Annotated in this window: 26 protein-coding genes; 18 read left to right on the top strand and 8 right to left on the bottom strand. The window is 52.3% G+C overall.

Annotation, left to right across the window (positions count from 1 at the left end; genetic code table 11):
* Positions 1 to 19: 19 nt before the first annotated feature.
* From K7G70_RS08190 to K7G70_RS18050, 7 genes are all read left to right on the top strand, one after another.
* Positions 20 to 775, top strand: a complete 756-nt coding sequence (locus tag K7G70_RS08190; protein WP_223788135.1) for a DUF6776 family protein — start codon at positions 20 to 22, stop codon at positions 773 to 775.
* A gap of 130 nt (positions 776 to 905) precedes the next feature.
* Positions 906 to 1,301, top strand: a complete 396-nt coding sequence (locus K7G70_RS08185) for a bactofilin family protein (protein ID WP_223788134.1) — start codon at positions 906 to 908, stop codon at positions 1,299 to 1,301.
* Complete coding sequence (gene erpA / locus K7G70_RS08180; RefSeq protein WP_223788133.1) at positions 1,291 to 1,626, top strand: iron-sulfur cluster insertion protein ErpA; 336 nt, start codon at positions 1,291 to 1,293, stop codon at positions 1,624 to 1,626. The genes K7G70_RS08185 and erpA overlap by 11 nt, the downstream gene beginning before the upstream one ends.
* Positions 1,623 to 2,507: an NAD(+) diphosphatase gene (nudC, locus tag K7G70_RS08175; protein WP_223788132.1), complete on the top strand. Its 885-nt coding sequence runs from the start codon at positions 1,623 to 1,625 to the stop codon at positions 2,505 to 2,507. The genes erpA and nudC overlap by 4 nt, the downstream gene beginning before the upstream one ends.
* Positions 2,508 to 2,525: 18 nt before the next feature.
* Positions 2,526 to 3,341 (top strand): bifunctional DNA-formamidopyrimidine glycosylase/DNA-(apurinic or apyrimidinic site) lyase, encoded by an 816-nt coding sequence (gene mutM / locus K7G70_RS08170; RefSeq protein WP_223788131.1) that lies wholly within the window; start codon positions 2,526 to 2,528, stop codon positions 3,339 to 3,341.
* 465 nt (positions 3,342 to 3,806) lie between these two features.
* Positions 3,807 to 6,560 carry a bifunctional diguanylate cyclase/phosphodiesterase gene (locus K7G70_RS08165; RefSeq protein WP_223788130.1) on the top strand — a complete coding sequence of 918 codons (2,754 nt, stop codon included), beginning with the start codon at positions 3,807 to 3,809 and terminating at the stop codon, positions 6,558 to 6,560.
* Positions 6,561 to 6,625: 65 nt separating this feature from the next.
* Complete coding sequence (locus K7G70_RS18050) at positions 6,626 to 8,605, top strand: ATP-dependent helicase (RefSeq protein WP_223788129.1); 1,980 nt, start codon at positions 6,626 to 6,628, stop codon at positions 8,603 to 8,605.
* A 41-nt stretch (positions 8,606 to 8,646) separates the two neighbouring features.
* Here the strand turns inward: K7G70_RS18050 and K7G70_RS08155 are convergent, their stop codons facing one another.
* Positions 8,647 to 9,312: a hypothetical protein gene (locus K7G70_RS08155; RefSeq protein WP_223788128.1), complete on the bottom strand. Its 666-nt coding sequence runs from the start codon at positions 9,310 to 9,312 to the stop codon at positions 8,647 to 8,649.
* Positions 9,313 to 9,448: 136 nt separating this feature from the next.
* On the opposite strand from K7G70_RS08155, the gene K7G70_RS08150 reads away from it, so the two are divergent.
* From K7G70_RS08150 to K7G70_RS08120, 7 genes are all read left to right on the top strand, one after another.
* Positions 9,449 to 9,940 carry an RNA polymerase sigma factor gene (locus K7G70_RS08150; protein WP_223788127.1) on the top strand — a complete coding sequence of 164 codons (492 nt, stop codon included), beginning with the start codon at positions 9,449 to 9,451 and terminating at the stop codon, positions 9,938 to 9,940.
* Positions 9,933 to 10,298, top strand: coding sequence for a hypothetical protein (locus K7G70_RS08145; protein WP_223788126.1), 366 nt, complete (start codon positions 9,933 to 9,935; stop codon positions 10,296 to 10,298). Before K7G70_RS08150 ends, K7G70_RS08145 begins: the two co-directional genes overlap by 8 nt.
* An 11-nt stretch (positions 10,299 to 10,309) precedes the next feature.
* Positions 10,310 to 10,825, top strand: coding sequence for a DUF4252 domain-containing protein (locus K7G70_RS08140; protein ID WP_223788125.1), 516 nt, complete (start codon positions 10,310 to 10,312; stop codon positions 10,823 to 10,825).
* 100 nt (positions 10,826 to 10,925) lie between these two features.
* The gene (locus tag K7G70_RS08135; RefSeq protein ID WP_223788124.1) at positions 10,926 to 11,171 is read left to right on the top strand and encodes a type B 50S ribosomal protein L31; all 246 of its coding nucleotides are present in this window, start codon (positions 10,926 to 10,928) and stop codon (positions 11,169 to 11,171) included.
* 207 nt (positions 11,172 to 11,378) lie between these two features.
* A complete protein-coding gene (locus tag K7G70_RS08130; RefSeq protein ID WP_223788123.1) occupies positions 11,379 to 12,668 on the top strand; it encodes a citrate synthase in 1,290 nt (429 codons plus the stop codon).
* Positions 12,580 to 13,377 carry a class I SAM-dependent methyltransferase gene (locus tag K7G70_RS08125; RefSeq protein ID WP_223788122.1) on the top strand — a complete coding sequence of 266 codons (798 nt, stop codon included), beginning with the start codon at positions 12,580 to 12,582 and terminating at the stop codon, positions 13,375 to 13,377. The genes K7G70_RS08130 and K7G70_RS08125 overlap by 89 nt, the downstream gene beginning before the upstream one ends.
* Before the next feature lie 179 nt (positions 13,378 to 13,556).
* On the top strand, positions 13,557 to 14,078 hold the full coding sequence (locus tag K7G70_RS08120) for a hypothetical protein (RefSeq protein WP_223788121.1): 522 nt from the start codon (positions 13,557 to 13,559) through the stop codon (positions 14,076 to 14,078).
* Between the two features lie 82 nt (positions 14,079 to 14,160).
* Here K7G70_RS08120 and K7G70_RS08115 read toward each other — a convergent pair whose 3' ends face one another.
* Positions 14,161 to 15,672, bottom strand: a complete 1,512-nt coding sequence (locus K7G70_RS08115; RefSeq protein ID WP_223788120.1) for a peptide ABC transporter substrate-binding protein — start codon at positions 15,670 to 15,672, stop codon at positions 14,161 to 14,163.
* 114 nt (positions 15,673 to 15,786) lie between these two features.
* Between K7G70_RS08115 and K7G70_RS08110 the strand changes: the two genes are divergently transcribed.
* On the top strand, positions 15,787 to 17,145 hold the full coding sequence (locus K7G70_RS08110; protein ID WP_223788119.1) for a glutamate--cysteine ligase: 1,359 nt from the start codon (positions 15,787 to 15,789) through the stop codon (positions 17,143 to 17,145).
* 73 nt (positions 17,146 to 17,218) lie between these two features.
* On the opposite strand, the gene nhaB is transcribed toward K7G70_RS08110, so the two are convergent.
* Positions 17,219 to 18,691: a sodium/proton antiporter NhaB gene (nhaB, locus tag K7G70_RS08105; protein ID WP_223788118.1), complete on the bottom strand. Its 1,473-nt coding sequence runs from the start codon at positions 18,689 to 18,691 to the stop codon at positions 17,219 to 17,221.
* A 208-nt stretch (positions 18,692 to 18,899) separates the two neighbouring features.
* On the opposite strand from nhaB, the gene K7G70_RS08100 reads away from it, so the two are divergent.
* The gene (locus K7G70_RS08100) at positions 18,900 to 19,913 is read left to right on the top strand and encodes a YeiH family protein (protein ID WP_223788117.1); all 1,014 of its coding nucleotides are present in this window, start codon (positions 18,900 to 18,902) and stop codon (positions 19,911 to 19,913) included.
* Here the strand turns inward: K7G70_RS08100 and K7G70_RS08095 are convergent.
* The 5 genes from K7G70_RS08095 to pal form a co-directional block, all read right to left on the bottom strand.
* The gene (locus tag K7G70_RS08095; protein ID WP_223788116.1) at positions 19,881 to 20,792 is read right to left on the bottom strand and encodes an MOSC domain-containing protein; all 912 of its coding nucleotides are present in this window, start codon (positions 20,790 to 20,792) and stop codon (positions 19,881 to 19,883) included. The genes K7G70_RS08100 and K7G70_RS08095 overlap by 33 nt on opposite strands.
* Positions 20,716 to 21,399 carry a 7-cyano-7-deazaguanine synthase QueC gene (gene queC, locus K7G70_RS08090; RefSeq protein WP_223788115.1) on the bottom strand — a complete coding sequence of 228 codons (684 nt, stop codon included), beginning with the start codon at positions 21,397 to 21,399 and terminating at the stop codon, positions 20,716 to 20,718. The genes K7G70_RS08095 and queC overlap by 77 nt, the downstream gene beginning before the upstream one ends.
* An 11-nt stretch (positions 21,400 to 21,410) precedes the next feature.
* Complete coding sequence (gene queE / locus K7G70_RS08085; protein ID WP_223788114.1) at positions 21,411 to 22,067, bottom strand: 7-carboxy-7-deazaguanine synthase QueE; 657 nt, start codon at positions 22,065 to 22,067, stop codon at positions 21,411 to 21,413.
* Positions 22,064 to 22,930, bottom strand: coding sequence for a tol-pal system protein YbgF (gene ybgF, locus K7G70_RS08080; protein WP_223788113.1), 867 nt, complete (start codon positions 22,928 to 22,930; stop codon positions 22,064 to 22,066). The genes queE and ybgF overlap by 4 nt, the downstream gene beginning before the upstream one ends.
* A gap of 79 nt (positions 22,931 to 23,009) precedes the next feature.
* A complete protein-coding gene (gene pal / locus K7G70_RS08075; protein ID WP_223788112.1) occupies positions 23,010 to 23,543 on the bottom strand; it encodes a peptidoglycan-associated lipoprotein Pal in 534 nt (177 codons plus the stop codon).
* 332 nt (positions 23,544 to 23,875) lie between these two features.
* Between pal and K7G70_RS08070 the strand changes: the two genes are divergently transcribed.
* Both K7G70_RS08070 and K7G70_RS08065 read left to right on the top strand, forming a co-directional pair.
* The gene (locus K7G70_RS08070) at positions 23,876 to 24,730 is read left to right on the top strand and encodes a hypothetical protein (protein WP_223788111.1); all 855 of its coding nucleotides are present in this window, start codon (positions 23,876 to 23,878) and stop codon (positions 24,728 to 24,730) included.
* A 14-nt stretch (positions 24,731 to 24,744) separates the two neighbouring features.
* The gene (locus K7G70_RS08065; RefSeq protein WP_223788110.1) at positions 24,745 to 25,953 is read left to right on the top strand and encodes a DUF4785 domain-containing protein; all 1,209 of its coding nucleotides are present in this window, start codon (positions 24,745 to 24,747) and stop codon (positions 25,951 to 25,953) included.
* Positions 25,954 to 25,975 lie beyond the last annotated feature (22 nt).

Here is a 25,975-nt window from a genome sequence, read left to right as displayed (position 1 = left end):
TTCTCTGGCGACAAGCGTTGTGAGTAACAATTCTCCCAAATACGTCATCCAACGACTGCAAGACGAGCCCTCGTTCATTCGCCGGCACTGGTTGATCGCTTCTTTGTTGGGTTTGGCGGTGGTGGCATTTCTGATGGGTCGTTATGGCAACTGGGATGTGTTGCAAGCCTTCAAAGGGCAAAAGCAAACCTGGACTGAAGTCAATCAACAACTGAGTGAAGAGAATGAACGGCACCTCAGGGCCATCAGCCTGCTGAACACCGAAGCCAAAATCAAACAACAGGCGATTCTGGAGTTGCAACAAAACCTGCAAGATCAGGCCCAGGAGAATGCCCGCTTGAAGGCCGAGTTGGCTTTTTATGAAAACCTGTTGAGCCACAAGGACGGCATCAGAAAGCTCCGGGTGTTTGAAATTGCGGCCAGCCAACAAGGGGATTTGATCGATTTGAAGCTGGTCTTGGCGCAAAAGTTGGAAAAAGCACAAATGGTTTCCGGTACCTTGGACATGCAGCTCACCGGCATCCAGGACGAAGTGGGTCAAAGCATTGATTTGGTTGAACAATTTCAGCTGGACGAGGCCTTTGAATTCAAGTATTTCCAAATCAAAAAATACACAATCAGTTTACCCAAAGGTTTTAATCCCACCACGCTCTTGGTAGAATTAAAACCCAAACAAAAGAAGCAAGACGTGGTCTCTGAATTGTTTCAGTGGTCTGAGATTTTTCAAGATCAAGTGACGGTCAATGGTGCCAATTCGGTGTCAACTGGCCCTTGAAACGGGGCCTTAACTGCCCCATGTTTCTGACAACATGCATGGCCTGACAGTGACCATCCTATGGCAATCACCCCTCTGACTGGGAGTATTTATGTTCGGTTCAAACGACAACAAAGACAAGACTAAAATTATGGCTAACAACAACCAATCATCCCATTTTTCAACCTTGATCGGCGAAGGCACCACCATCAAAGGCGACTTAAGCTTTCAAGGAGAAATGATCGTACAAGGGAAAATCGAAGGTTCGATCACCTCGAAATCCGACAAAGACAACTTAATCATCTCCGAATCCGGTAGTGTCATCGGCACCGTCAAAGCTGGCAACCTGAACATCAGCGGGTCCATCGAAGGTGACACTTCGTCATCGGGCAAGATTGAAGTGACGTCACAAGCCCGCATCAACGGCAACATCAACTACGTCAACATCGAGATGGAAGCCGGCTCGCAAGTCAATGGCAAGTTGATCTACCAAGGTGGCGATGTGACGCCGATGATCAACAAAAAAGTCGAGAAAGATGGCAAGTAATGCCATCCATTTGTCACCATCGGCGGCGGGTAAGATCCAACAGCTGGTGTTGGAAGAGATGAACCCTGATTTGAAATTCAGGGTCTACATCATCGGTGGTGGCTGCTCGGGTTTTCAATACGGTTTTGCCTTTGAAGAAGAGCAGACCGAAGGCGACATGGTGATCGAAGACCAAGGGGTATCGATGATGATAGACCCCATGAGTTTTCCTTATTTGATGGGGTCGACCGTGGATTTCCTGGAGGATTTACAAGGCTCACGTTTTGTGGTCAGCAACCCCAATGCCAAGTCCACCTGTGGTTGTGGCAGTTCGTTTGCCATATGAGCCCCGATCAAATTTATTTCATCCGCACCGAGTTGGATCGCTGTGCCAACATGCGCGAACAAAAACAGCGCATCAAACAGCTGAAAAAATTCAAAACCTGTCATTACGTGCCGGTGTATCGCGGCAACCACATTTACCCCGATTCTGACGATGCATTTTTCATTTCGGACATCCCTTTGGGAGCGGAGAAAATGCAAAGCTTTCTGGGCATCCTCAATGATGAACTGTGGTTCAGTTGTGGGCTGACCGAAAAAGAAGCGATTGCGTTGGAAACCCAATTGGATTGTCAATTTGAATCCATTCGCCAATACGCCATGGCCTTGGCCGATGATTTGGCCCACATTGCCTTGTACTCTCGGGGATTGGACCTGTGGCAGCGTAAAAACAAATTCTGTTCGATTTGTGGCACCTTGAATGAGTTGGAAAGCTCCGGTCACAAAATGGTTTGCGAGAATGGCCATGAGCACTTTCCGCACATCGAACCGGCCGTCATCGTGCTGGTGTCCAAAGGCGACCAATGCCTGTTGGGTCGCAAACATTCCTGGCCACCGAATGTGTATTCCACCCTGGCAGGTTTCGTCGAAGCTGGCGAATCGATCGAAGATGCGGTGCACCGTGAAGTCTATGAAGAATCCAATGTGCGAATCAAAGACGTGACCTATTTCGGTTCACAACCCTGGCCGTTTCCTTCCTCACTGATGTTGGCCTTCAATGCCGAAGCGGTGTCTGATGACATTCGCCTGGACGATGAAATGGAAGATGTCAGGTGGTTCAAAAAACAAGATTTGATTAAATGGGCCAAAGCCGGCTCAATCATCCTGTCACCCCGGTTCACCGTGGCCAACAATCTGATCAGCAACTTCCTGGGCAAACGCATTTGATGCCCCTCGTAACCCCCGGTGCCTGAATTACCTGAAGTCGAAACCACCCTGCGCGGCATCCAGCCACATGTGCAGGATCAAGAAATCACCGCAGTGAATGTTTACAACCCGGCCATGCGTTGGCCGATTCCACCCGAAGTGCATGAATTGGTTGGTCTGGAGGTGGTGGCGACCAGGCGGCGGGCCAAATACCTGTTGTTGCAACTGTCTGACCAACAACACCTGTTGCTGCATTTGGGCATGTCCGGCGTGATCCGGGTGCTGGATGCCAACACCGATTTGGCCAAGCACGACCATTTTGAACTGGTCATGGCCAATGGCTTGGCCCTGCGGTTGAATGACCCCCGGCGGTTTGGTTGTGTGTTGTTGGTGGGTGAGCAACCCGAACAACACGAATTGTTGCGGCAACTGGGCCCTGAGCCGTTGACCGATGACTTTGATGGCCTGCGTTTAAAACGATTGTCAGCCGGCAAAACAGCGGCGGTAAAAAATTTCATCATGGACAACCGCACGGTGGTGGGGGTGGGCAACATCTACGCCGCCGAGTCGCTGTTTTTGGCTGGCATTCACCCGGCCAGGTCGGCCCAGCGGATTGCCCAACACCGCTATGACCGACTGGCCACGCAAATCAAAACGGTGCTGCACCACGCCATCCAGGCCGGTGGCACCACGCTGAATGATTTTCGCCAAAGCGATGGTCAACCCGGTTACTTCAAACAAAAGCTGTACGTCTATGGCCGCGAAGGTCAGCCATGTTTGGTCTGCGGCACAGCCATCCAAAATCGGGTGATCGGACAGCGTGCCAGTTGTTTTTGTCCGCAATGCCAAACATAGGGCTTGCAAACACCCTCTGAACGACCACTGCTGGGTCGTATATTCCAGCCCTCCGCGTTATTCAGTCGCTCATGTGGGGTGACCACACCTCGCGACTGATGCCTTGATGGCCACAAAATACGACCCAGCAGCAGCCATACAGAAGGTGTTTGCAAGCCCAAGGGGAAAATACCACCCATCTGCGGCCATTCATTGGGACCTGGTCTGTCATAATTACGCCTTTCATTGACCCACTTGGTCACTTTGACCGTTGCCCGCAGCTGTGCCAGCAAATCTTTAAGCAGCTGCCAAGCTGCCACCGGTGACGGCCCATAAGCGCTTGAATTAACAGGTGGTTTTGGTTATCATCATTAAGATGTACGGGTGTGTATTTTATTCAGCTTCAAGCGTGCCTTTGGGGTGGTCATCGGGTGGCCGCCATTGGCCTCAACCCGTGCCATTTTTCCCAGTCAACAGGATTTTTGGATGAACGCCAAACTCAAATGGGTGTTGCTCAACTTGGCGGTGGCAGCGGTGCTGTCTCTGTGTTGCATCCTGGCCCACAAGTACATGGTCAAGCCGACCTTGTCGGTGACCATTTGGCCGGCAGCGGGTTTGGGCGTGGCGTTCATCATGGTGTGGGGTGCCCGCATCATTCCAGGCATTGCCTTGGGTGAGTTGATCAACAGCATCGTGTTGTACCAAGTCCATTTGGATTTTGGTTGGAATCAAATGGCCTTGTATGACCTGCTGTTGTACCTGACCAACATCTTTCGGGCGGTGTTTGCTGGCTTCCTGGTACGTCAAGCCGTCGGTCATATGCCGCAATTGATCCATTTCAAAACCATTGGCAAGTTTTTCTTGTTTGGGGCGGTGATCCCCTGTTTGTTGACCACCGTCATCTTTGTCATGTTGTTGGCCGGTGCCGGGCATTACACCACCGACGATTATTTCACCAAAGGCTTATTGTGGTATTTGGGTGATTTGATGAGTGTGCTGGTTTATACCCCGGTGGTGATGACCTTGATCGCCCAACCGCGCAGCATCTGGCGACCGCGCATAGTCAGTGTCGGCTTGCCGGTGATGGCGGGGTTTTTGATGGTGTTTGTGCTGTTCAATTCGTTCAAAAATTATGAAGAACGGCGCATCAATGAAATCATCGTCACCAACTTGGCCTTCATTGAATCGATCGCTGAACAACGAGAATTTGATGCCGACGGGTTGATTGGCTTTTTGCAAAATCATCAAACGGATTTAAAACTGGACCGCTACAAAATCGAGTTGGCCCGGATCACCGATGCGCCTGAGGAGCCGCTGTATGTCAGCACCGACACCTTGACCACCCGTTATCAAAACCACATCCACCGGTCCAAGTTGCCCTTGGCCGGGATGACGCACCAATTGACCATCACACCCACCAATCGCTACTTTTCGCAAGAATCGTCGTTTGGCTTGTGGCTGACCCTGTTCATTGCCCTCAGTTTCACCGGGTTTGTCGGCATTGGCATGTTGGTGTTGACCGGTCGCCATGCCTTGACCGCCAATGAAGTGGAGCGGCGCACGCTGCAATTGAAGTTGCTCAACCAGCGGCTGCATGAAAGCAACCAAAACTACCAGCGCATCATCGAAAAACAACCGGTGATTTTTTGGAAAGTGGACCTGGGTTTGGACAAAGTCACCTACGTCAGTCAAGAAGCCGAACACATATTGGGTTATGCGGTGGAACAGTGGCTGACCGAACCGCACTTTTTTTCCAAGCGCATTCACCCCGATGACCTGTCGATGGTCAAAGACAACATGCTGCAGGAACACCTGCAGGAAAAACACGTGGAAATGGAATACCGCATTCGCCATGCCGATGGCGATTATCGTTGGTTCAGGGATGTGCTGTACATTCCTGAGGATTTTGAACGTTCCAATGAAGTGATGGGCATGTTGATCGACATCACCGACAAGAAAAATGACGCCGAAAAAATTCACCATCTGGCCTTCCACGATGCCTTGACTGAACTGCCCAACCGGCAGAATTTTCAAAATGAATTGCATGGGTTGATTGAGCAGGCCCAAAGCAGCGGTCAATTCGGTGCGGTGTTGTTCTTGGACATGGACCGTTTCAAAGTGCTCAACGACGCCTTGGGGCATCATTTTGGCGACCAACTGTTGCTGAAAATTGCCGAACGCTTGCGTGACTTTGACGATGAATTCATGGTCATGGCCCGTTTCGGCGGTGATGAATTCGTGTTGGCCACCGACTGTGAGTACGACAACGCCAACGATGCCGCGGTACAAATCATCATGTTGGCCGAACGCATCACCCAGCACCTGGCGGAGCCATATCTCATCAACGACAGCCAACACATTTGTACCGTCAGCATGGGCATCACCATCTACCCCAACAAAAACGCCACGGTCAATGACATCATTCGCCAAGCCGACGTGGCCATGTACCGCTCCAAAGAGCAGGGCCGCAACAAAGTCACCATGTACCACGACAGCATGAAAAAAGAAAACGACAAGATGTTGTATGTGGAACAGGTGCTGCGCAATGCGGTCAGTCATGACAGTTTCATCCTCAAGTACCAACCGATCGTCAATGCCGAGCGGCAAGTGGTGGCGTTTGAGTCACTGATCCGAATTTACAATGAACAACAGACCATTTTCCCCGATGAATTCATCCCGGTGGCCGAAGACACCGATTTGATCCAACCGGTGGGGCGTTGGGTGATTTCCCATGCCTGTTTGAAGATCAATGACTGCGACCACAGCATCTCGGTCAATGTCAGCTCCAAACAATTCCACCAACAAGGCTTCATCATGTACATCGATCAAATCTTGCAACGCTTTGAGGTGGGACCCGGCAAATTGACCATCGAGCTGACCGAAGGTGTGGTGGTGGGTAATTTGAATGAAATCAAATACAAGTTCCAACGACTCAAGGACATGGGTGTGTTGATCGCCATTGATGATTTTGGCACCGGCTATTCTTCCTTGGAGTACCTGCGCCAGTTGCCCATCGATTACCTGAAAATCGACAAGAGCTTCGTGATTGATTTGACCGCCAGTGAAAACTCGAAAGTGATCATTGAAACCATCATTTCCATGGCCAAGCACTTGGGTTTGCAGACGGTGGCAGAAGGGGTGGAGACCGAGGCGCAATTCACCATCCTCAAAGCCGCGGGCTGTGATTATTTCCAAGGCTATTTGTTCGGCAAACCCGGCGATTTGATGGCCATCGAATGACTGGGGGCTTGTGTCGGATGGCGGATGCCGATATCATGTCCAACCTTTGCCCTGCAGCCCTATAAGTGCTCAATACACCCCAACGACAAGCCGTTCAATTGGTCAGCCACCCTTTGCTGGTGTTGGCCGGTGCTGGCTGTGGCAAAACCCGGGTAATCACCGAGAAGATGGCGCACCTGGTCAACCAAGGCTTGTGTCGACCAGAAGGCATCTACGCCATCACCTTCACCAACAAAGCGGCCAAAGAAATGAAAAGCCGGGCCAGGCAATTGATCAGCGGTGGCGAAGCCTTGGCCATTTCCACCTTCCATGCTTTGGGTTTGCGTTTGCTGCAACAAGAAATCAAACACACCGCCTACCAGCGAGGATTCAGCATCCTGGATACCTCAGAGTGTCAGAAAGTGATTCAGGGCCTGTTGCCCAAAGGTTTGAAAAAAGACGTCAGTCAACAACTGCAATGGCAAATTTCCGGTTGGAAAAACGCCGCCTTAAAACCCGATGAAGTAGAGACCACGGTGCCGATGGCGATTGAGGTCTATCAACAATACCTGGATTACATGGTCAGCATCAATGCCATGGACTTTGATGATTTGATTCTGCAACCGTTGTGGCTGCTGGGGTCTGATGCCGTGGTGCGGGCGCGCTGGCAAGCGCAAATCAAATACCTGCTGGTGGATGAATACCAAGACACCAATGGCAGCCAATACGCCCTGTTGAAGCTGCTGATGGGTGGCGGCACCCACTTGACCTGTGTGGGTGATGACGATCAATCCATTTATGGCTGGCGTGGGGCGCAAGCGGAGAACTTACAACTTTTGCAACGCGATTTCCCGGCGCTGAAAGTGATCAAACTGGAACAAAATTACCGCTCCAGCAGCACCATTTTGGATGCCGCCAATGCCGTCATCCAACACAACCCACATCCGTTTGAGAAAAAGATTTGGAGTGACTTGGGCACCGGTGAGCCGATTCAAATCTTGTCTTATCCGAATGCCGAAACCGAAGCCCAACAGGTGGTGGCGGACATCAATTTCAATCGCCAGGTCAACCACAAGAATTTTGCCGATTTTGCCATTCTGTATCGCTCCAACCACCAGGCCAAGTTGATCGAACAAGAATTGCGCATCAGCAACTTGCCGTATCACTTGTCCGGTGGCCGGTCATTTTTTGATTACAGTGAAATCAAAGACCTGATGGCTTACATTCGCTTGTTGGTCAACCCCAAAGACAACGCGGCCTTTTTGCGGGTCATCAACACGCCCAAACGCGGCATTGGCATGCAAACCGTGCAACAACTGTCGCAAATTGCCAAGCAATCGGGTCAGGGCTTGTTCGCCACCGCCAGTCAACCGGCGTTGTTGACCGCACTGAATGACACCGCGCAGCGCCGCATGGGTGAATTTGTGCAGTTGATGAAACAGCATCAGGGCATGAAGCAGTCGGCTGATCGGGTGTTGGCCTCTTTGGTCAAGCAGATTGATTACCGCAACCACGTCAGCTTGTCGGCCAACAACAAGTTGGCCAAAGTCAACAAAACCAAACTGGTCCTTGATTTCATGAAATGGGTCGATGCCTTGTGCCAGAATCAGGCCCTACCGATGGATGAGTTGTTGAATTATTTGTCCTTGCAAACCAGCCAAGATGAAGATGCCAGCGAGGACGCCATCCGCATGATGACCTTGCATGCGGCCAAAGGCTTGGAATTCGAGCAGGTGTATTTGATTGGGGTGGAAGAGGGGATTTTGCCCCATGCCAATGCCTTGGCCGATGCCGAGGAAGAAAACGCGGCGGTCGAAGAGGAGCGGCGCTTGATGTATGTGGGCATGACCCGTGCCATGCAACTGCTGAAAATCTCCTACGTGAAAAAGCGCAAAAAACGTTTCCCCGAGGAAGCCACACCAGCGGCCTCGGGTCCCAGCCGGTTTTTGGACGAGATCCCCCCTGATTTAACCAGTGGTCATCCCAAGGCCCAACGTTCCGAGGCCGAAGAAAAAGCCCACAACAAGAAAAACTTCGCCGCCCTTAAGGCCCTGTTGGGGGATTGACCTGCAACTTCCAGCTGGCAGCCAGTTTCAGTGGTCTTAATTCAGCCGCCTGGGTTCAACATGGCCTGCCATTGGGCCGACAAATAGCGTGGTTTACTCAACAAGTTGATTTTCAAATCGCCTTTGCGGCTGGCCAAACACAGGTTGCCCAAATCACCCCCCACATTCTCATCAGTCAGGTTGATGCAAGGGTCGTTGTTGGCCATTTCCGTTAAGATTTCAGTCAGTTCCACCGGTGCCGCGATGTCGGCCATTTGTTGCCGCAGGGTGTTGGAACAGCCTTTGTTGTTGCTTTCGCAAAGCTTGAAATCAATTTCACTGGGCGCCACCAGCAAGGTCTCGCGTTGCAACAGGCGCACTTGTTTGGCGGTTTCCTGGCGGTAGATGGGGTGGGCATAAGCCCACAGCAGCATGGGTTTGAGGATGTTTTTTTGCGCCGCGTTGTATTGGTGATACTGGCGCACCAATTGTTGGCTGTGGCTGAGCAGTTGGTAAGGTTGGTCAGCAAGGGCCAATAGATACAAATTGATGACTTGGTTGTCTTTGGGGCCCAGCTGCAGGCGTTCACGGGCGACTTCGATTTGTTGTTGATTTTGTGCCACCAAAGCGGAAACCAGCAATTGTTGTGGGTTTTGGCGAACGTTTTGTGGGCTGCCACAAGCCGTTAACAGGCTGGTCAAGGTCAGGAATGTCAGAATTTTACGCATGTTTTTCTATATAATGAGTGAGCAAATAAACCGTCAACTCACAGCATAATCCATAAATGGGTGTTATTTTTTTGATTTTTGTAACAAAATCGAGATCAGACCGTCTCAATGATTGAAAAGTGAACATCTGAACTGCATGAGTATTTGGTATCGCCTACAAGTGAGCAAAAACCAGCACGGTCTGTATGCCTTGGCGTATCAGATGCTGGGCAATCAGCTGGAAGCGGAAGACGTGGTGCAAGACACCTTCATCAAGCTCTGGCAGCGCAAAGAAGACGGTGGTAAATATGAAAAAGCCTGGTTGTATAAAGTGACCAGAAACCATTGTCTGGATATCCTCAGGCGGCGCAAGCATGCCTATGAATATCAGATGGCACAAGCGGTCGGCAGTGATGTCGCCCCTTCAGCCAGCGATGCGGTTTTGAATGATGAGCTGTCTGGTGAAATTGGCAAAGCCATCAACCAACTGGATGAACCCTATCAATCTTTGTTGGTGATGCGCGAGATCAACGGCCTCAGTTACCAGGTGTTGGCCGATGCATTGGACTTGAGTTTGTCCCAAACCAAGGTCTATTTGCACCGAGCCAGAAAACAATTGAAAGAAAGTTTGGAAAAAACATATGCGTAAGCAAAGTATCGAACAACAGGTGTCAGATGAACTGACCACTTATTTTGAACAAGCCAGGCAGGTCAAGTGTCCGCCCGGCATGAAGCAAGGTTTGTACCAAAAAATTGGCTTGGGTGCAGGTCAACAATGGTTCAAGCCAGCGATGGCCTTTTCCATGGTGGCGGTGTTGTCACTGGGATTGGTTTGGCACAACCGCCAGCAGGCCCAACTGGAACAGTTGGCGGCGGCTGAACGGGACATGCAAATTGCCATGCACTACATGCAAAAAGTCAGTGCCAAAGCGTTGGAAGAAACCAACACCCATGGCATCAAACCGGCCATCATCGTTCCCGTTTCTAAATCCATGGCACAGATTTAGTGGAGTCAATCATGAAAAAAATAACCCTATACTTAAGTCTTCTGTTGCTGTCCTGTCAGCTCAAAGCCCAGGACGTGATATCAGAATTGCAAGCCGTGATGGGCGTCGAACCTTCGGTTGAGATCAACCTGGGAGCGGCCATGTTGGGCCTGCTCAGCGGCATGACCAGCGAGGAAAAACAGGTTTCAGACATCATGAAAAACCTGACCGAAATATCCGTCCGGGTCTACAACCTGGATGACGGTGAATTCAAAGGCGACATGCAGCAGATCAAATCCTTCATCAACAACACCGCCGGGGCCATGAAATCATTGGGCATGCAACAATTGGCAGCCATCCGTGAAGAGGACTCAACGGTCTACATCATGGCCGAGATGGGCGATGACGCGATGCGCGGGCTGTCGGTGATGGCCTTGGACGATGAGTCAGAACTGGTGGTGATCAAAATTGGAGGCCAGATCATGCTCAAAGACTTGGCCGGTTTGATGAGCCGCTTTGATGTGGACATCGGCGACCTGGATTTGTGAGTCGAAACGGCCCGAAAAAAAGTGTCAAGGGTGCTTTACATTCCACCGGCATGACATTAAAATACGCCGTCTTGTTTGATACAGAACACCGGAAACAACTATGAGAAAAGATATTCATCCAGAATACAGAGAAGTGGTATTTCAAGATGCTGGCGCCGATTTCGCCTTTTTGACCCGCTCTTGTATTCACAGCAAAGAGACCATCAAGTGGGAAGATGGCAATGAGTATCCGTTGGTGAAAATTGAGATTTCATCCAAATCACACCCTTACTACACCGGCCAACAAAAAGTGGCCGATTCAGGTGGACGGGTGGATCGCTTCAAGCGCAGATACCAAAGAAAATAATATTTTCTGTGACCCGATTAAAAAGCCCGACACCGTTCGGGCTTTTTTGTGCCTGTGGGCTTTGATCCCGAGCAAGAACGCCGGGGGCGAATGCCTAAACTCCTTTAATAAGTGGACCCCAAAGTGTAAAATAAACGCTTGTTTGAAACCGGTGCCGAGTCGGTATTGGTGACCCACGATAATAAAAAACCTATTTGGAGCGTATAGATGAGTGAAGATGTCGTAAAAGTCATGACCCCGGAAGGACAAACCGCTGAATTACCGGTGATTCGGGCGGAAATGGGTCCACCCACCTTTGATATCAAAACCCTGCACAAACAAACCGGCTATTTCACTTATGATTCGGGTTTTGCCGCCACCGGTGCGTGCAAAAGCGACATCACTTTCATCGACGGTGGCAAGGGCATTTTGTTGTACCGTGGCTACCCCATTGAACAACTGGCGGAAAGCAGCAACTTCATGGAAGTGACCTATTTGTTGATGAATGGTGAGCTGCCCAACCAACAACAATACGATGAATTCAATCACTTAATCACCCGCCACACCATGGTGCATGAGAAGATCCGTTCGTTCATGAAAGGCTTTCAATACGACGCCCACCCGATGGCCATGATGATGAGTGTGATCGGTTCGTTTTCGGCCTTCTATCATGACAGCACCAATGTCAACAACCCGACCGACCGCAAAATGGCGGCCATCCGCTTGATCGCCAAAATGCCCACCGTGGCTGCGGCGGTGTATAAAAATTACGTCGGTCAACCGTTCATGTATCCGAAAAACAAACTGGGCTTCACCGAGCGTTTGTTGCACATGATGTACGGTGTACCGGCAGAACCCTATGAAATCAATCCGGTGGCGGCCAAAGCCTTGGATTTGTTGTTCATCTTGCATGCCGACCACGAACAGAATGCCAGCACCTCGACCGTGCGTTTGGTCGGCTCGACCGGGGCCAACCCGTTTGCGTGTATTTCAGCCGGCATCGCCTCCTTGTGGGGCCCCGCCCATGGCGGCGCCAATGAGGCGGTGTTGAAGATGCTGGATGAAATTGGCGATGTCAGCCAAATCGATAAATACGTGGCCAAAGCCAAAGACAAAGACGATCCATTCAGATTGATGGGTTTCGGGCACCGGGTGTACAAGAACTTTGATCCACGGGCCACCATCATCCGCCAGGCATGTCATGAAGTGCTGGATGACTTGGGCATCACCGATCCCCAGTTGGAGTTGGCCATGCGCTTGGAGGAAATCGCCCTCAAAGACGAGTATTTTGTGGCCCGCAAGCTGTACCCGAATGTGGATTTCTATTCCGGCATCATCTACAAAGCCCTGGGCATTCCGGTGCAGATGTTCACCGTGATGTTCGCCATTGCCCGCACCGTGGGTTGGACTTCGCAATGGTTGGAGCAACATGAAACACCTGACACCCGCATTGGTCGACCCCGTCAAGTTTATGGTGGGGCCAAAACCCGGGATTACGTGGGCATCAAGCAACGCTGATCCCATGTTCGATGGGGCCTTGCAACGGCACCTCAAAACCTTGGGCCTGGACCCAGCTACAGTCAGTGAAAGCCTGCCAGAAACCTTAACCCTGTCATGGCATGACGGGGTTTTGTCCTTGTGTGACCGGCAGCAACCCGCAGTCACCCTGGCGGTTGATTTCCTCAGCGGGGCCATGCGTCATCGCACCAGACAACCGGTCGGTGGTGAGTATTTGGTCAAAGCCTGCCGCATCAAAGGGCAAACCGATCACACGGTGCTGGATGCCACATGCGGCATGGGTACTGACAGTTTCTTGTTACACCAGGCGGGGTTTGCGGTGTCGGCCACCGAAAGCCACCCCGTGATTCAAGCGCTGTTGACCGATGGGTTGTCACGCCACCAACAGCAAACGGGCGTGGTGCCCTTTGCCCTGCACATGGCCGATGCCAGACAATTGCTGGATTCCCAATCATTTGATGTGGTTTACCTGGATCCCATGTTTCCTGACAGTGGCAAAAGCGCAAAAAACAAAAAGGCCATGCAATGGTTCCAAGCCCTGCATCAGGGCCAAGCTGATGAGGCCCTGGAGTTGTTGCTGGCGGCGCGGGCATCAGCAGCCAGTCGGGTGGTGATCAAGCGACCACCCAAAGCCCCCACCTTGACTGCACACAAGCCCACTTTTCAAATTGGCGGTAAATCTTGTCGCTTCGATGTGTACCAAAATTAGCACTTTTCGGTTTTCCGGCGCCGCAAGTGCCCTCCATGGCATAAATTCATAGATTTTTTGTTAAATTTGGCACGAATATTTACATTTGTTGCTGCGTATTGTTCTGAAAGTTGCATATAATGTATGTGTGTGTAATAAAAAATGTGTGTAAAATGAAAAACAGCAGCAATCGCTCTGCCATGAGCGAATCCGTGTCTTCGATCGCCAAAATCATGGCCCAAGCCACCCTAGAGAACGACTTTCCTTACAAGGAGTTCATGGAGTATTACAAGATGCACATGGTGCGCTTGGCCAAAACGGAAAAGAAAAAATCCACGGTGGTGGAAATTTCGGCCCGCACCGGCATCGACCGCCGTTTCATCGCGCCTTATATCAACAGCGATGAGATCAACATCAAACCATCCAAAGTGGCCAAAGTGTATGCCGATGTGTTGGCCTTTTGTGAAAAGAACAACACCAAGAAGATCCTCAAAAACGATGACAAAAAGTCGTTTGAGGCCTTGTGCCAAAAGCATGCCAATGGCAGTTTAACGCCCAAAGCCATCTACACCGAGTTGTGGCGTTTGGGCTTGATGAAAGATGTCGGCACCCATTACAAGTTGAAAAAACCCACCTCTTCTGAAAAGAAAATTGCCAAGGCCACTAAACGCATGAAGGCCTTGAGTGATGACATTGAAAAAGTGGCCAAAAACCACCTCTGATCAGGGCCAATAAACCAAGGGGGCAAGGTGGCAGCCAGGCGATCTTCGGGTCGCTTGGTTGTGCTTTCAATCCAACCAAGTATCAATCCGTTTTGCTCAAGTAACGGCTCAGGTGCCGATCCATTTTGTTGTCTTGGTAACCCAGGATGTGGGGTTGTACCAGGTGCCTGGACACGTAGTGATACAGGGGAATCACCGGTACCTGTGTGGCCAATAGGTGTTCCGCTTGTTGGCGCAAAGGGGCAGACGGACCAGCCTGTTGACGCAACCGCTCAATCAGCCGGTCGTATGCCGGCTCGTTGAAACCATAAAAGTTGAAATGTGATTGGCTGTGGAACAGGTCCAAAAAATTCAAAGGATCGTCGTAATCAGCAATCCACCCTGAGCGGAACACCTGTTTGTTGGGCCCTTTGCGGGTGATGATGAAGGTTTTCCATTCTTGGTTGCGCAATTGGCTGCGGATGCCCAAATTTTGTCGCCACATGGCAGCCACCGCCAAAGCCACCTTCTGTTGATTCTCGCTGTTGTTGTATAGGATTTCCAGCCGGTCAGTGGCGGGATTGAAGGCGCTGTCTTGTAACCACTGACGGGCTTGGTTGAGATCAAACAAGGGGTCATGGGTCGCGGCAGCCGCTGCGGTGTTGGGCTCAGGTGGGATGATCTTGACCGCCGGTAATTGTCCGCTCTTCAACACCTTTTCCACCAATATTTGGCGGTCAATCGATAATCGCAGGGCCTGTCGCAAAGCCAGGTCATTGAGTTTGGGGTGTGTGGTGTTCAGCCCCAAGAAGAAAGTGCCGTAATAAGGCGCGATGTGCAAGGCGTTTGGCAGGTGGTTGCGTATCCAGTCTATTTGGCTGTCTGGAATGGCCTCGGTGAGGTCCAGTTCACCGGCCCGAAAGCGCAACAATTCGCTGTGCTGATTTTCTGTGACCCAATAATGCACGGCATCGAGCCGGACCGAGTTGGCGGCATGGAAGTGGGGGTTTTTGTGCAAGATGATCCGCTCATTGATGTCACGCTGCAGCAAATAAAAAGCGCCATTGCTGATGGGCAAATCGGTGGTTGTGGTGGCCGGCAGTGGGTAGAACACGGGCAGCACCAATTTTTGTAACAAGCCGGCATCGGCTTGTTGCAGGGTGATGCTCAAATGCTGTGGATGATCACTGACCACTTGCAATTGGCCGCCGTCCATCAGGTTGTCGAACAGGTGGCGATACGGTGCCGCCGTGCTGGGGTCGATGGCGCGCTGCCAGGCGCGGATAAAGTCGGCGGCGGTGACCGAACTGCCGTCGCTCCAGCGGGCATCATTTCTGAGGGTGAAGTCCCACTGCGTGTGTGCGGCATTCACCCGGTGGCTGATGGCCACGCCCGGCACGGTTTGTCCCTGTGCATCAAAAGTCAACAAGCCTTCATACAGGTCAAACAAAATGTTGTGGCTGTTCAATCCTTGGGCCAGGTGGATGTTGAGCGAATCCGGTTCACCGCCGTTGCCGCGATGCAGAACTCCACCCGTCGTCTCTGCCGCCAGTGCCAGGGTGGTAACGACGGCCATTAAGGTTGCGTATAACAGAATCAACATGCCTTTTTTCATGCCCTGATTAAAGCACAAAGGGCCGCCTGCTGAAAAGGCCAAGTCGTGATTTAAACTGTCTGGGGTGAAACATTTTTTGGTAAGATAAAACCCCCCACCATTCTCAGGGTATTCATGGCCAACAACAAGCAAATACCGATCGAAAACAAACAACAACTCATCGATTACATTGCCGCTGGATGCAAACCCAGGTCGGCTTGGAAAGTGGGCACAGAACACGAGAAATTTGGTTTTCATCGGGCCAACCACCAACCCCTGCATTACCATGAACCCGGTGGCATCAAGGACATCCTCAACGGTCTGGCCGCACAATTTGATTGGCAGCCCGAATACGAAGGCGAACATGTGGTGGCTTTAAAACGGGATGGTTGTTCGATCACTTTGGAGCCAGGTGGCCAGCTGGAATTGTCCGGGGCGCCATTGGCAGATGTGCACCAAACTTGCAGTGAAACCGGCCAGCATTTGAAAGAAGTCAAAGCGGTGGCCGAACCCATGGGCAGTGCCTTTTTGGGCATGGGATTCCACCCCCAAGCGACCCGCGAAGACATTGAGTTCATGCCCAAAGGGCGTTATGCCATCATGAGTGAATACATGCCCAAAGTCGGTTCATTGGGGTTGGACATGATGAAACGAACCTGCACCATCCAGGCCAATTTGGACTTTGATTCAGAGGCCGATATGGTGAAAAAATTCCGCGTTTCGCTGGCCTTGCAACCCATCGCCACGGCCTTGTTTGCCAATTCCCCATTCACCGATGGCCAAGGCAATGGCTTTGTCAGTTACCGCTCGCACATTTGGACCGACACCGATGCGGACCGCTGTGGCATCATTCCATTTGTGTTTGAATCGAACATGGGCTTTGAGCGCTATGTCGATTACATGTTGGATGTGCCGATGTACTTCGTTTATCGCGAGGGTCGGTACATCAATGCGGCGGGCTTGTCATTCCGCGATTTCATGCGCGGCCAACTGTCGGTGCTGCCGGGAGAGCTGCCCACCATGAAGGATTGGGAAGACCACCTGACCACCGCCTTTCCGGAAGTGCGCTTGAAAAAATTCCTGGAAATGCGCGGTGCCGATGGCGGTCCTTGGCGCCGCATCTGTGCGCTACCGGCCTTGTGGATTGGCTTGTTGTATGACCAAACCCAATTGGATTTGGCCAGCGACTGGGTCAGTGATTGGACCACTGCCGAACATGAGCACCTGCGCAACCACGTTCCCCGCCTGGGCCTGGACACCCCATTTCGGGGCGCCACCGTGCGCGAATTGGCTTTGCAAATGTTGGCCCAAGCCCGCGCGGGTTTGGAACAACGGGCCATCCGCTCTCCCTGTGGTAAAGATGAGAGCATTTATCTGGAGCCCTTACAAATCATCGCCGACACCGATGTCACCCCGGCCGAACGCAAGCTCGGAAAATACCATGGGGTGTGGAACAAAAACATCGAGCAGTTGTTTGACACCTATGCTTTTTGAACAGCGGTCCTGATGCCGAGAATAAAAAGCCTGGTCACGATGTCCAGGCTTTTTTGTTGGTTGTTGGTGGTGTTTATTGGAACCAGTAGCCCACTATGGTCAGGACCACGGTGTAGGGCAGGGCCATCCACACCATTTGCATGTAACCCAAACGGATGGCTGGGGCCAGGGCCGAGGTCAGCAAGAACAAGAAGGCCGCTTGACCATTGGGGGTGGCGACACTGGGCAGGTTGGTACCGGTGTTGATGGCCACGGCCAGGGTGTCAAAATGTTCGCGGCTGATGTTGCCGGCATCAAATTGGGCTTTCACTTCGTTGATGTATACCGTGGCCACGAACACGTTGTCACTGATGGCGGACAAAATGCCATTGGCCAGGAAGAAGGCTTTCGGTTGGGCGTCGATCGGTAAAGTCAAGACCCAATCAATCACCGGCTTGAACAGGTGCAGGTCATGGATCATGCCGACAATCACGAAGAAGATGCACAACAAGGACACAAAGGGCAGCGATTCTTCAAAGGCGTGACCGATGCGGTGCTCTTCATTGATGCCGGTCAGGGCGGTGGTCAACACCAGCAAAAACAAACCAATCAGCCCCGGTTGCATGATGTGTAAGGCCAAGGCGGCAATCAGCAATAAGCCACTGATGCCCTGGATGATCAAAGCATAGGTTTCGCGCTTGGTGCGTTTCTCATTTTCTTCGTTGAGGTAGTTTTCCAGGATTTTGCGCACCCCAGCATCCAGGTGGCCCCCAAAGCCAAACTTTTTGGTCACTTCCAACACGATCACGGTCAACAGACCAGCGATCACAGCCGGGAAAGTCACGTGTGCCATTTCGGCGGCAAACTGAATGAAGTTCCAGCCCATTTTTTCACTGATCAACAGGTTTTGTGGTTCACCCACTTGGGTACAAACGCCACCCAAAGCGGTGCCCACAGCGCCGTGCATCACCAATGAGCGCAAAAAGGCGCGGAATTCTTCCAGTGTGTCACCGCCCAATTGTTGGCGGTCCTTTTCCTCATTGTCATCATAATCGACGTTGATGCTGGAATGGACCTTTTCATAAACCCCATACAAGGCCACGAATACCGTGATCAACACCGCCATCACCGTCAGCGCATCCAGGAAGGCTGACAACACCGCAGCAGAAATGGAGAACATCAAAGACAGCACAATCTTGTTCCTGACTTTGAGCAAGATTTTACCGAAGATGAAAATCAACAGTGGTTTCATGAAATAGATGAAGCTGACCATGAACACCAACAGCATGATCACCCCGAGGTTTTGTTGGATTTCGTACCACACCGTTTCGGCACTGGTTAAACCCAAAGCCAACACCGCAATGGCCAAAAGGCCGCCGGACTGCAAAGGATAGCATTTCAATGCCAAGGCCAAGGTCATGATGAACATCAAGATGAATGCCCAGCCCATGACGGTTTCTCCCAACAACAGGGTCAGTGGGTAACAAGCCAATAAAAAGGCGATGATGACGTTTTTAAACCACTGCGGGCTGTTGCCCAGAAATTCGTTGTAAAAGGAATTCAACATGATTGCTCCATTAGGTCTTTTGATCAAAAACGTTTCCCACCTGTTTGTTGTGTCAATCAAGACACGCCCCCAGCAGGTGATCGGAAAACGAAAGGCCAAATTTTAACATGAGAATCCATCCTTGATGCGCTAATCGAATCCAAAAAAATGGCCAAATCATTGAATATTATGGGCTTTGGGCCTGAATGCCATGGGTTACAATGCAGCCATGCGAAGATTGACCTCACTTTTGCCTGGCTGGATCTGGGTTGGCCTGTTGGCCCTGGCTGCCTGGTGGCTGTCTGATCACTTCTCCATGGGGGTGACCTTGTTGGCCTTGTTGATGGGCTTTGTGCTGGGCAATGTGTGGCCGGTCCCAAGACGATGTGTGGCGGGCGTCGATTGGTTGGAGTGTCATGCTTTGTCGGTGGCCGTGGCCTTGATGGGGTTGCAAATGAATGCCTGGGTGTTGTGGCAAATCAACGGTGCGGTGTTGGTTTTTGTGGTGTTGGCCTTGGTCATGACCTTTGCCATCACCGCATTGTTGGCCCGGTTGTTGGCCATACCGGCCAGCACGGCCTGTTTGCTGGCCAGTGGCCAAGGCATCTGTGGTTCGGCTGCCGTGATGGCGGTGCAAAAGGTGCTGCAGGGTCCGGTTGGGCCCGCTGCCATGACGGTGGCGGTGGTCAATTTTTTGGGTTTTTTGGGGGTGTTTGTGCTGGCCTGGTTGGCCCCGGTTTGGGTCGGTGATGGACCGGGCGAAATGGGCCTGCTGTTGGGCAACACCTTGCAATCCATGGGCCATGTGGTGGCCGCAGGTTTTGCCGTCAGTGATCCAGTTGGACAAACCGCTGTGCTGATCAAAATGTGCCGCATCCTGTTGTTGGTGCCGTTGTTGTTGGTGTTGATTGTGCTGTGGCGCCAGACCCCCGCAACCGAGCCAGCATCTGATCCAGCCACCCGCACGCCAGGCCCTTGGTCCTGGCTGGCTTTGGTGCCCTGGTTCATTTGGGTGTTTTTGTTGTGCGCGGTGTTGGCCAGCATGGCGTGGTTGCCACAGCCGGTCCTGGCTTGGGGTGAACGGCTCAGCGATGGCTTGTTTGTGTTGGCCATGGTGGCCATCGGCCTCAAAGTGCGGGTGCGGGAGTTGGGTGCCACCGGTGGGCGCTTGGTGTTACTGGGCGCTTTGGTGTTCGCCAGTCAAATCGGCTTAACCGGCTTGTTTGTGCACTATCTGCAGTGATTGACCCACCTGCAAGGGCAACTGGTCCTGCGGACTGTGGGCGATGCCATTGATGCCAAACACCGCTTGGTCCTGGTGGGCGAATTGTTGGCGCAAAGTTTTCAACACCTCACTGCCGGTTTGTTCGCCGGTTTGTTGGTTGATGCCGGTCATCACACAGCGGGCACAAGGTTTGACCAAGTCAAGGTGTCCGGCTTCGCTGTTTGCCGGATCATTTTGCAGCCGTTGCCAGCCCAGCTCGGACCAGGCATCCGCAGCAGACTGCACAACGATGTTGGGTCGAAAACGACTCATGTCCACCGCGGCAGACAAGCGGCCATTCAAGTCCGCCAAACTGGCTTCGTGGGTGACCAGCAGCGGGTACCCATCGGCGAAGGCCACGGCTTGGCCCGGGGCGGCGAAGGCCGGATCAATCTGTCGAAAACTGTCGCTGCCATAATGCACCAAGCGCACCGGTGAACCCAAATAAGATGACAGCCATTGGTTGACCGCATCGAGGGTGGTGTGGGCCTGTACGGTGTCTTTCCAGACCGTGACTTCGAGGGTGGTGGGTTCACTGGTTTGGGGGATTTCAATCTCGGCCATGCCCGGTGCCGACAAGCGCAAAGTCCCGGCTGTCATTCGTGGCTGAATCAAGGCCATGGTCGGGTGTTGGCGTTGGCTCAGGAAGCGGCCGTTGGCATCCACCACCATCCATTGGCGGTCATGGGGCAGCCCCAAGGCATTGGCGGTGATGGTTTGGTGCGACAAACCGGCACATGACTTGATCGGGTAACTGATCAGTTGGGTGATGGTTGCGGTGTCAGTGGTCAACATAGCGGGTGGGATCGGCAATGCCGGCCTGGGTAAAACCCTGGCGGCGGTAATGGCAAGAATCACAAGTGCCACAGGCCTCACCGGCCTCATTGGCATTGTAACAACTGACGGTTTGGCTGTAGTCAAAACCCAGGGCGTGCCCCATTTGAATGATTTGTGCCTTGTCGGCATCAATCAGCGGGGTGATGATTTCTAAGCGCTGGCCTTCGACCCCGGCTTTGGTGGCCAGGTTGGCCATGGTGGTGAAGGCTTCGATGTATTCGGCGCGGCAATCCGGATAACCCGAATAATCCACTGCAGTGACCCCGATGAAAATGGCCTCGGCGCCCACCACTTCGGCATAAGCCAAAGCGGTGGACAAAAATATGGTGTTGCGGGCTGGCACATAGGTGACCGGTATGGCCTCATCGCTGCAGCCATAATCGGGCACCTCGATGGCCTCGTCGGTCAGGGCTGAACCACCGATGGCGTCGAGGTTGATCTGCACCACTTGGTGCGGGTGGTCGGTCAGCATCGCGGCAATGCGGGCCGAGGCGTTCAATTCGGCCACATGGCGTTGGCCATAATCAATCGACAAGGTGTAACAATCGTAGCCTTGGTCTTTGGCCACCGCCAGACAGGTGGAAGAATCCAAGCCGCCTGACAACAACACCACACATTTCTTGTTCATGCTCGCATTCCTTAAGTGCCGGGCTGATCGCCCCACAGGTGTTTGTGTAATTGAATCTGAAAGCGCACCAGCAATTGATCTTGCAAGATCCATTCGGCCAAGGTGGTGGGGTTCAACACATCAGCCACCGGTGACAACAAAACTTGACAGCGCTCGGTCAACTGGTGTTCGACGATCAGGTCTTTGCTCCATTGGTAATCGGCGGCATCGGCGATAACGAATTTCACCTGATCTTGGGCGCTGAGCAGGGATAAGTTTTCATAGTGGTTTTTGCCCACCTCTCCGGAACCGGGGGCTTTCATGTCAACCACCTTGATCACCGCGGGATTCACCTCGGCCACCGAAATGGAACCGGCGGTTTCCAAACTGACAGTGAAGCCTTCATCGACCAAGGCATCGAGCAAACCCAACACCCGTTTCTGTGCCAATGGCTCACCGCCGGTGACACAGACATAAGGGGTATTGTGTTGTTTCACTTCGGCGATGATGGCATCAAAGTGCACCCAGCTGCCGCCGTGAAAAGCGTATTCGGTGTCACACCAGGTGCAGCGCAAGGGGCAGCCGGTCAGCCGCACAAATACCGTGGGCAGGCCAGACAGGTTGCTTTCACCCTGCAAGGAGTGAAAGATTTCAAAAATTTTGAGTTGCTTGTCACGCGACCCGTTCAATTGATTTTGCCTTCTCTTCGCAGCAGGTTGAGGCGGTTTTGTGCCAGGCGCCCCACCGATTGGTTGGGGAATGAATCGACCACCTTGTTCAAGGCTTGTTGGGCCTGCTGGTAATCTTCCAGTTCATGGTAGGTGTAGCCAATTTTCAACAAGGCGTCAGACAGTTTGCTGCTCAAAGGGAAGTTCTGTTCCAGTGACTGAAAGGCCGACAAGGCCAAGGGGTAATTGCGGGTCACGTAATACGACTCACCCAGCCAGTAATAGGAGTTGTCGGTCAGCTCGTGGTTGGGGTGCTGTTGGATGAAGTCCTCGAACAAGCGCGCCGATTCATTGAAACGACCGGCTTTCAATTGGGCAAAAGCCGCTTGGTACATTTGCTCAACGGCCGGATCGCTGGCCACGGTGGTGGCGCTGAGGCTGCCTTGGTTCATGGTGTTGGTGGACAATTGGGCGTCCACCGATTCGCGGACCACCGGTTTGCCCAATTGCACCGATTGGGTGGTGGCCGCTGGGTTGTTGCCGTCTTGGATGGCGCTGTCGACCACCAATTCGTTTTTCACTTCACCGGCTTGTGACAAGTTGTTGGCTTCCAGTTGAGCCAGGCGTGAATCCATGTCCACATACAGCACTTTTTGGCGTTCTTTGAGCTCGTTGATTTGGAAGTTTTGTTCTTCGATTTTGCCTTGCAATTGGGCCACCAGGGTTTGCAGCTCCTGCAGTTGGATCACCAGGTCCGCCGTGTTGTTGTTGTTTTGCACGCCGGCCTGTTGTTCCAGTCGTTTCAAGCGATCCTGGATCGACATTTTCTGGGCTGTGGCCAGGTGACTGACCAGCAGCAAACAAATGATGGTGATGTGTTTCATATGCAACCTCGTTTGGTTTGTTTCAGATGTAAAAAACCCGACCTAAGCCGGGTTTTAGACCAACCGCAAGGGTTAAAGTTTATTCGGCGGTGTAAACGATCACGGCGCGGCGGTTTTGTGACCAGCACGACTCGTCGCTGCACATCGCTTCTGGACGCTCTTCACCGTAACTGACCACGGTGATTTGATCGGCACTGGCGCCACCAGCGCGCAGCAAGTTGGCCACGGCGTTGCCACGTTTTTCACCCAAAGCCAGGTTGTACTCACGCGAACCGCGCTCATCGGCATGGCCTTCCAAAGTCATGCGGGCCGAAGGATTCTCAGACAGGTATTGACCGTGCAGGGCCAGCATTTCGCGGAATTCTGAACGGATGGTGGCCATGTCGTAATCGAAGTAAACCACACGCTTGGACAACAAGCTGTTGGGATCGGTCAAGTCCGCAGGATTACAGCAGATCAAGCCGTCGGTGCGCACTGGGTTGGTGTCAACCACAGGGGTATTGTCGGTGCTGCTGCCATCGTCAGGATTACTTGGCTTGACCTCATCTTTTTTACAAGCCGTCAGGGCCAGGGCGAAAATCAACAGTGTTGCGATTTTTGTTATTTTGTTCATAGTTACTCCAAGACTAAAGTAAGAAATATCATTCAACGATGTAGTTTACAACAAATACCCCGCAAGTGAATGATATTTTTCTGGATTTATCGGTGCGCCAAACATTTGATACCAAGATGCTTGAAATTACTGTGAAAGCGTCGTGGTTTTGCCGCTTGCAGATCCGTTGAAAGTCGGTTTTGAGGGGGCTTGGGGTCGAATTTTGGGAAAACTTCAAACAAACGTTTGAAAATTATTGAAAAATCGGTTTACAATAAAAAGAAGAAGATGTAAATCAACGACTTAGATTGGTGCACTTCTGAATTATTAATCAACACAAGAAGAGGTGAGTAATGAACAGCAAGTACTTGGTGCTGGCGTGTCTGATCCTGGGATCAAGCGCCGCACTGTCCAACACCGGTGTGGCCTTTGTCCACGGCACCGGATCACAAACCAACGCCGCCAGTGACTACTGGCAATGGGACAACATCAATTCCATCCGCCAAGGGTTGCCCAACCAGAGCAACTACACGGTGATCAATTGCAACTTTGAAAAATACATGTGGGACAGCGCCGCCGCTGGCTGTCTCGCTGGGCAATTGAGCAGTTTCATCAACAGCAAAAACATCACCGATTTGGTGGTGATCACGCACTCCAATGGCGGCAATGTGATGCGCTGGATCATGTCCAACCCGACCTATGACAGCCGCTATCCCAACATCATCAACCGCATCCGCTGGGTCAACGCTTTGGCGCCGTCTTCCAAAGGCACGCCACTGGCCAATGCGGTGATGCAGGGCAATGTGTTTGAAGCTGCTTTGGGTTGGCTGCTGGGCTACCAAAGTGATGCGGTGCGCATGCAACAAACGTCCTGGATGGACTACTACAACAACAATTGGCTGTTGGGCACAGCGGGCCGCCCCAGCTTGCCCAAAGGCTTTTGGAATGTGGTCGGTACCGACGTGGAAACCTCCATTTTTGATGGCGATTCTTACTGTGGTGGCTACCATTTGAACCTGGGTTTGGAGATCACCCAAGCCTGGTTGAATTCATGTTCGGATGGTTTCTTGGAATGTTCTTCGCAAGCCGGGGCCGGCACGGTGTGGTTCTATGACACCGCGCGCATGCGCGGTGGCGAACCCTTGAGTCACAACCAAAGCCGCCGCAAGTGTTTTGGCTTGGACACCATTTTACGCAACGACCTGTGAGCCGGAGAAACATCATGAAAAAACACATTTTAATCACGGCTTGCTTGACCACCATGGCCAGCGTGAGCCCAGCTGACATTCAGTGGAACGAAACGCCCCAAGCGCAAACCTTGGCGGTGTTTGCTTTGAAATCCACCCCCATCAAGGGTGAGCAACAACGCGTGGCCTTCAACCAAAATTTGCTTGGTCAGGCCTTCACCCCAGCGGCGAACGCCGGTTACCTCAGCCAGTCCAAGCAGTACTGGTTGGATGCCAGCGGCGCCCAATTGGCCCAGGGTTTGGCCCTGCCATTGACCTCGGACATCGCCGTCATTCGCCTGAATCCCTTGCAAGTGAGCGACAAAAGTTTGGCCATCGAGCCTGCCCAGGTGCAACTGTCGATGGGTGACCAACCGGTATCGGCCACCACTTTTGTTGGGGCCCGCGAATTGAAGGCCGCTGGCATGCCGGTGGGTGACCACAGCGTGGCGCTGAAAGTGCAAGCCCAAGCCGGTGAGCTGACCTTAAAAGTCAATGGCATCGGCAGCGACGCTTACGTGGTGCATGTGCTGGAACCCAACAGTACGCAGGTGTTGTCTTTACAAACCACCCAACAAAGCCATCAGGTGGGCCAGGACGTGGTGGTCAAAGTCGCCATGTCCAGTGATCCTGAAAGCATGCAAATCCAAGGTTATGTGACCGCGCCCAACGGTGAAAAAATCAGCGATCTGACATTCCAACCCGCGGCCGATGGCAGCCAACAAGCGGTGCTGTCGGGCTTGTTGGGTCAAGCGATGACCGCTGGCCTGTGGGAAATCCACACCGTCACCGAATCGGTGGTCAATGGCCAAAAGGTGTTGCGCGATGCCTCCACCGCTTTTGCCGTGAACTTGCCCAGTGCCCAATTCGATGGTCAATTGCAAGCCAATGGCCAACAGCTTGAATTGGGCATCGACAATGCCTTGGCCGGGCGCTATGAAATCAGGGGCACCTTGCTGGGTACCGACGCCCAAGGCCAAGCGCAGCCAATCGCTTTGCTGATGACCGCCCAATGGTTGTCAGCCGGCAGCCACCGCATGGCCTTTGATTGGCCGACTGAACTGGTTGCTCAATCCGGCTTACAAGCCCCTTTCACGGTGCTTGACGTTGAATTGAAAAACCAAAGTCTGATGGCCCCGGTGCAGCAAGTCCAAGCGGGTTTTACCTTGGGTGAAGCCCCTGTGGCGTTGTTTGACCCACGCTGATTTTAAGCCCATAGGACATTCC

This window comes from Marinicella meishanensis (genome assembly GCF_019931145.1).
Classification (GTDB): Bacteria; Pseudomonadota; Gammaproteobacteria; order Xanthomonadales; family Marinicellaceae; genus Marinicella; species Marinicella meishanensis.
The sequence above is the reverse complement of the archived record's forward strand: the minus strand, read 5'-3'. Positions and strand labels throughout refer to the sequence as shown.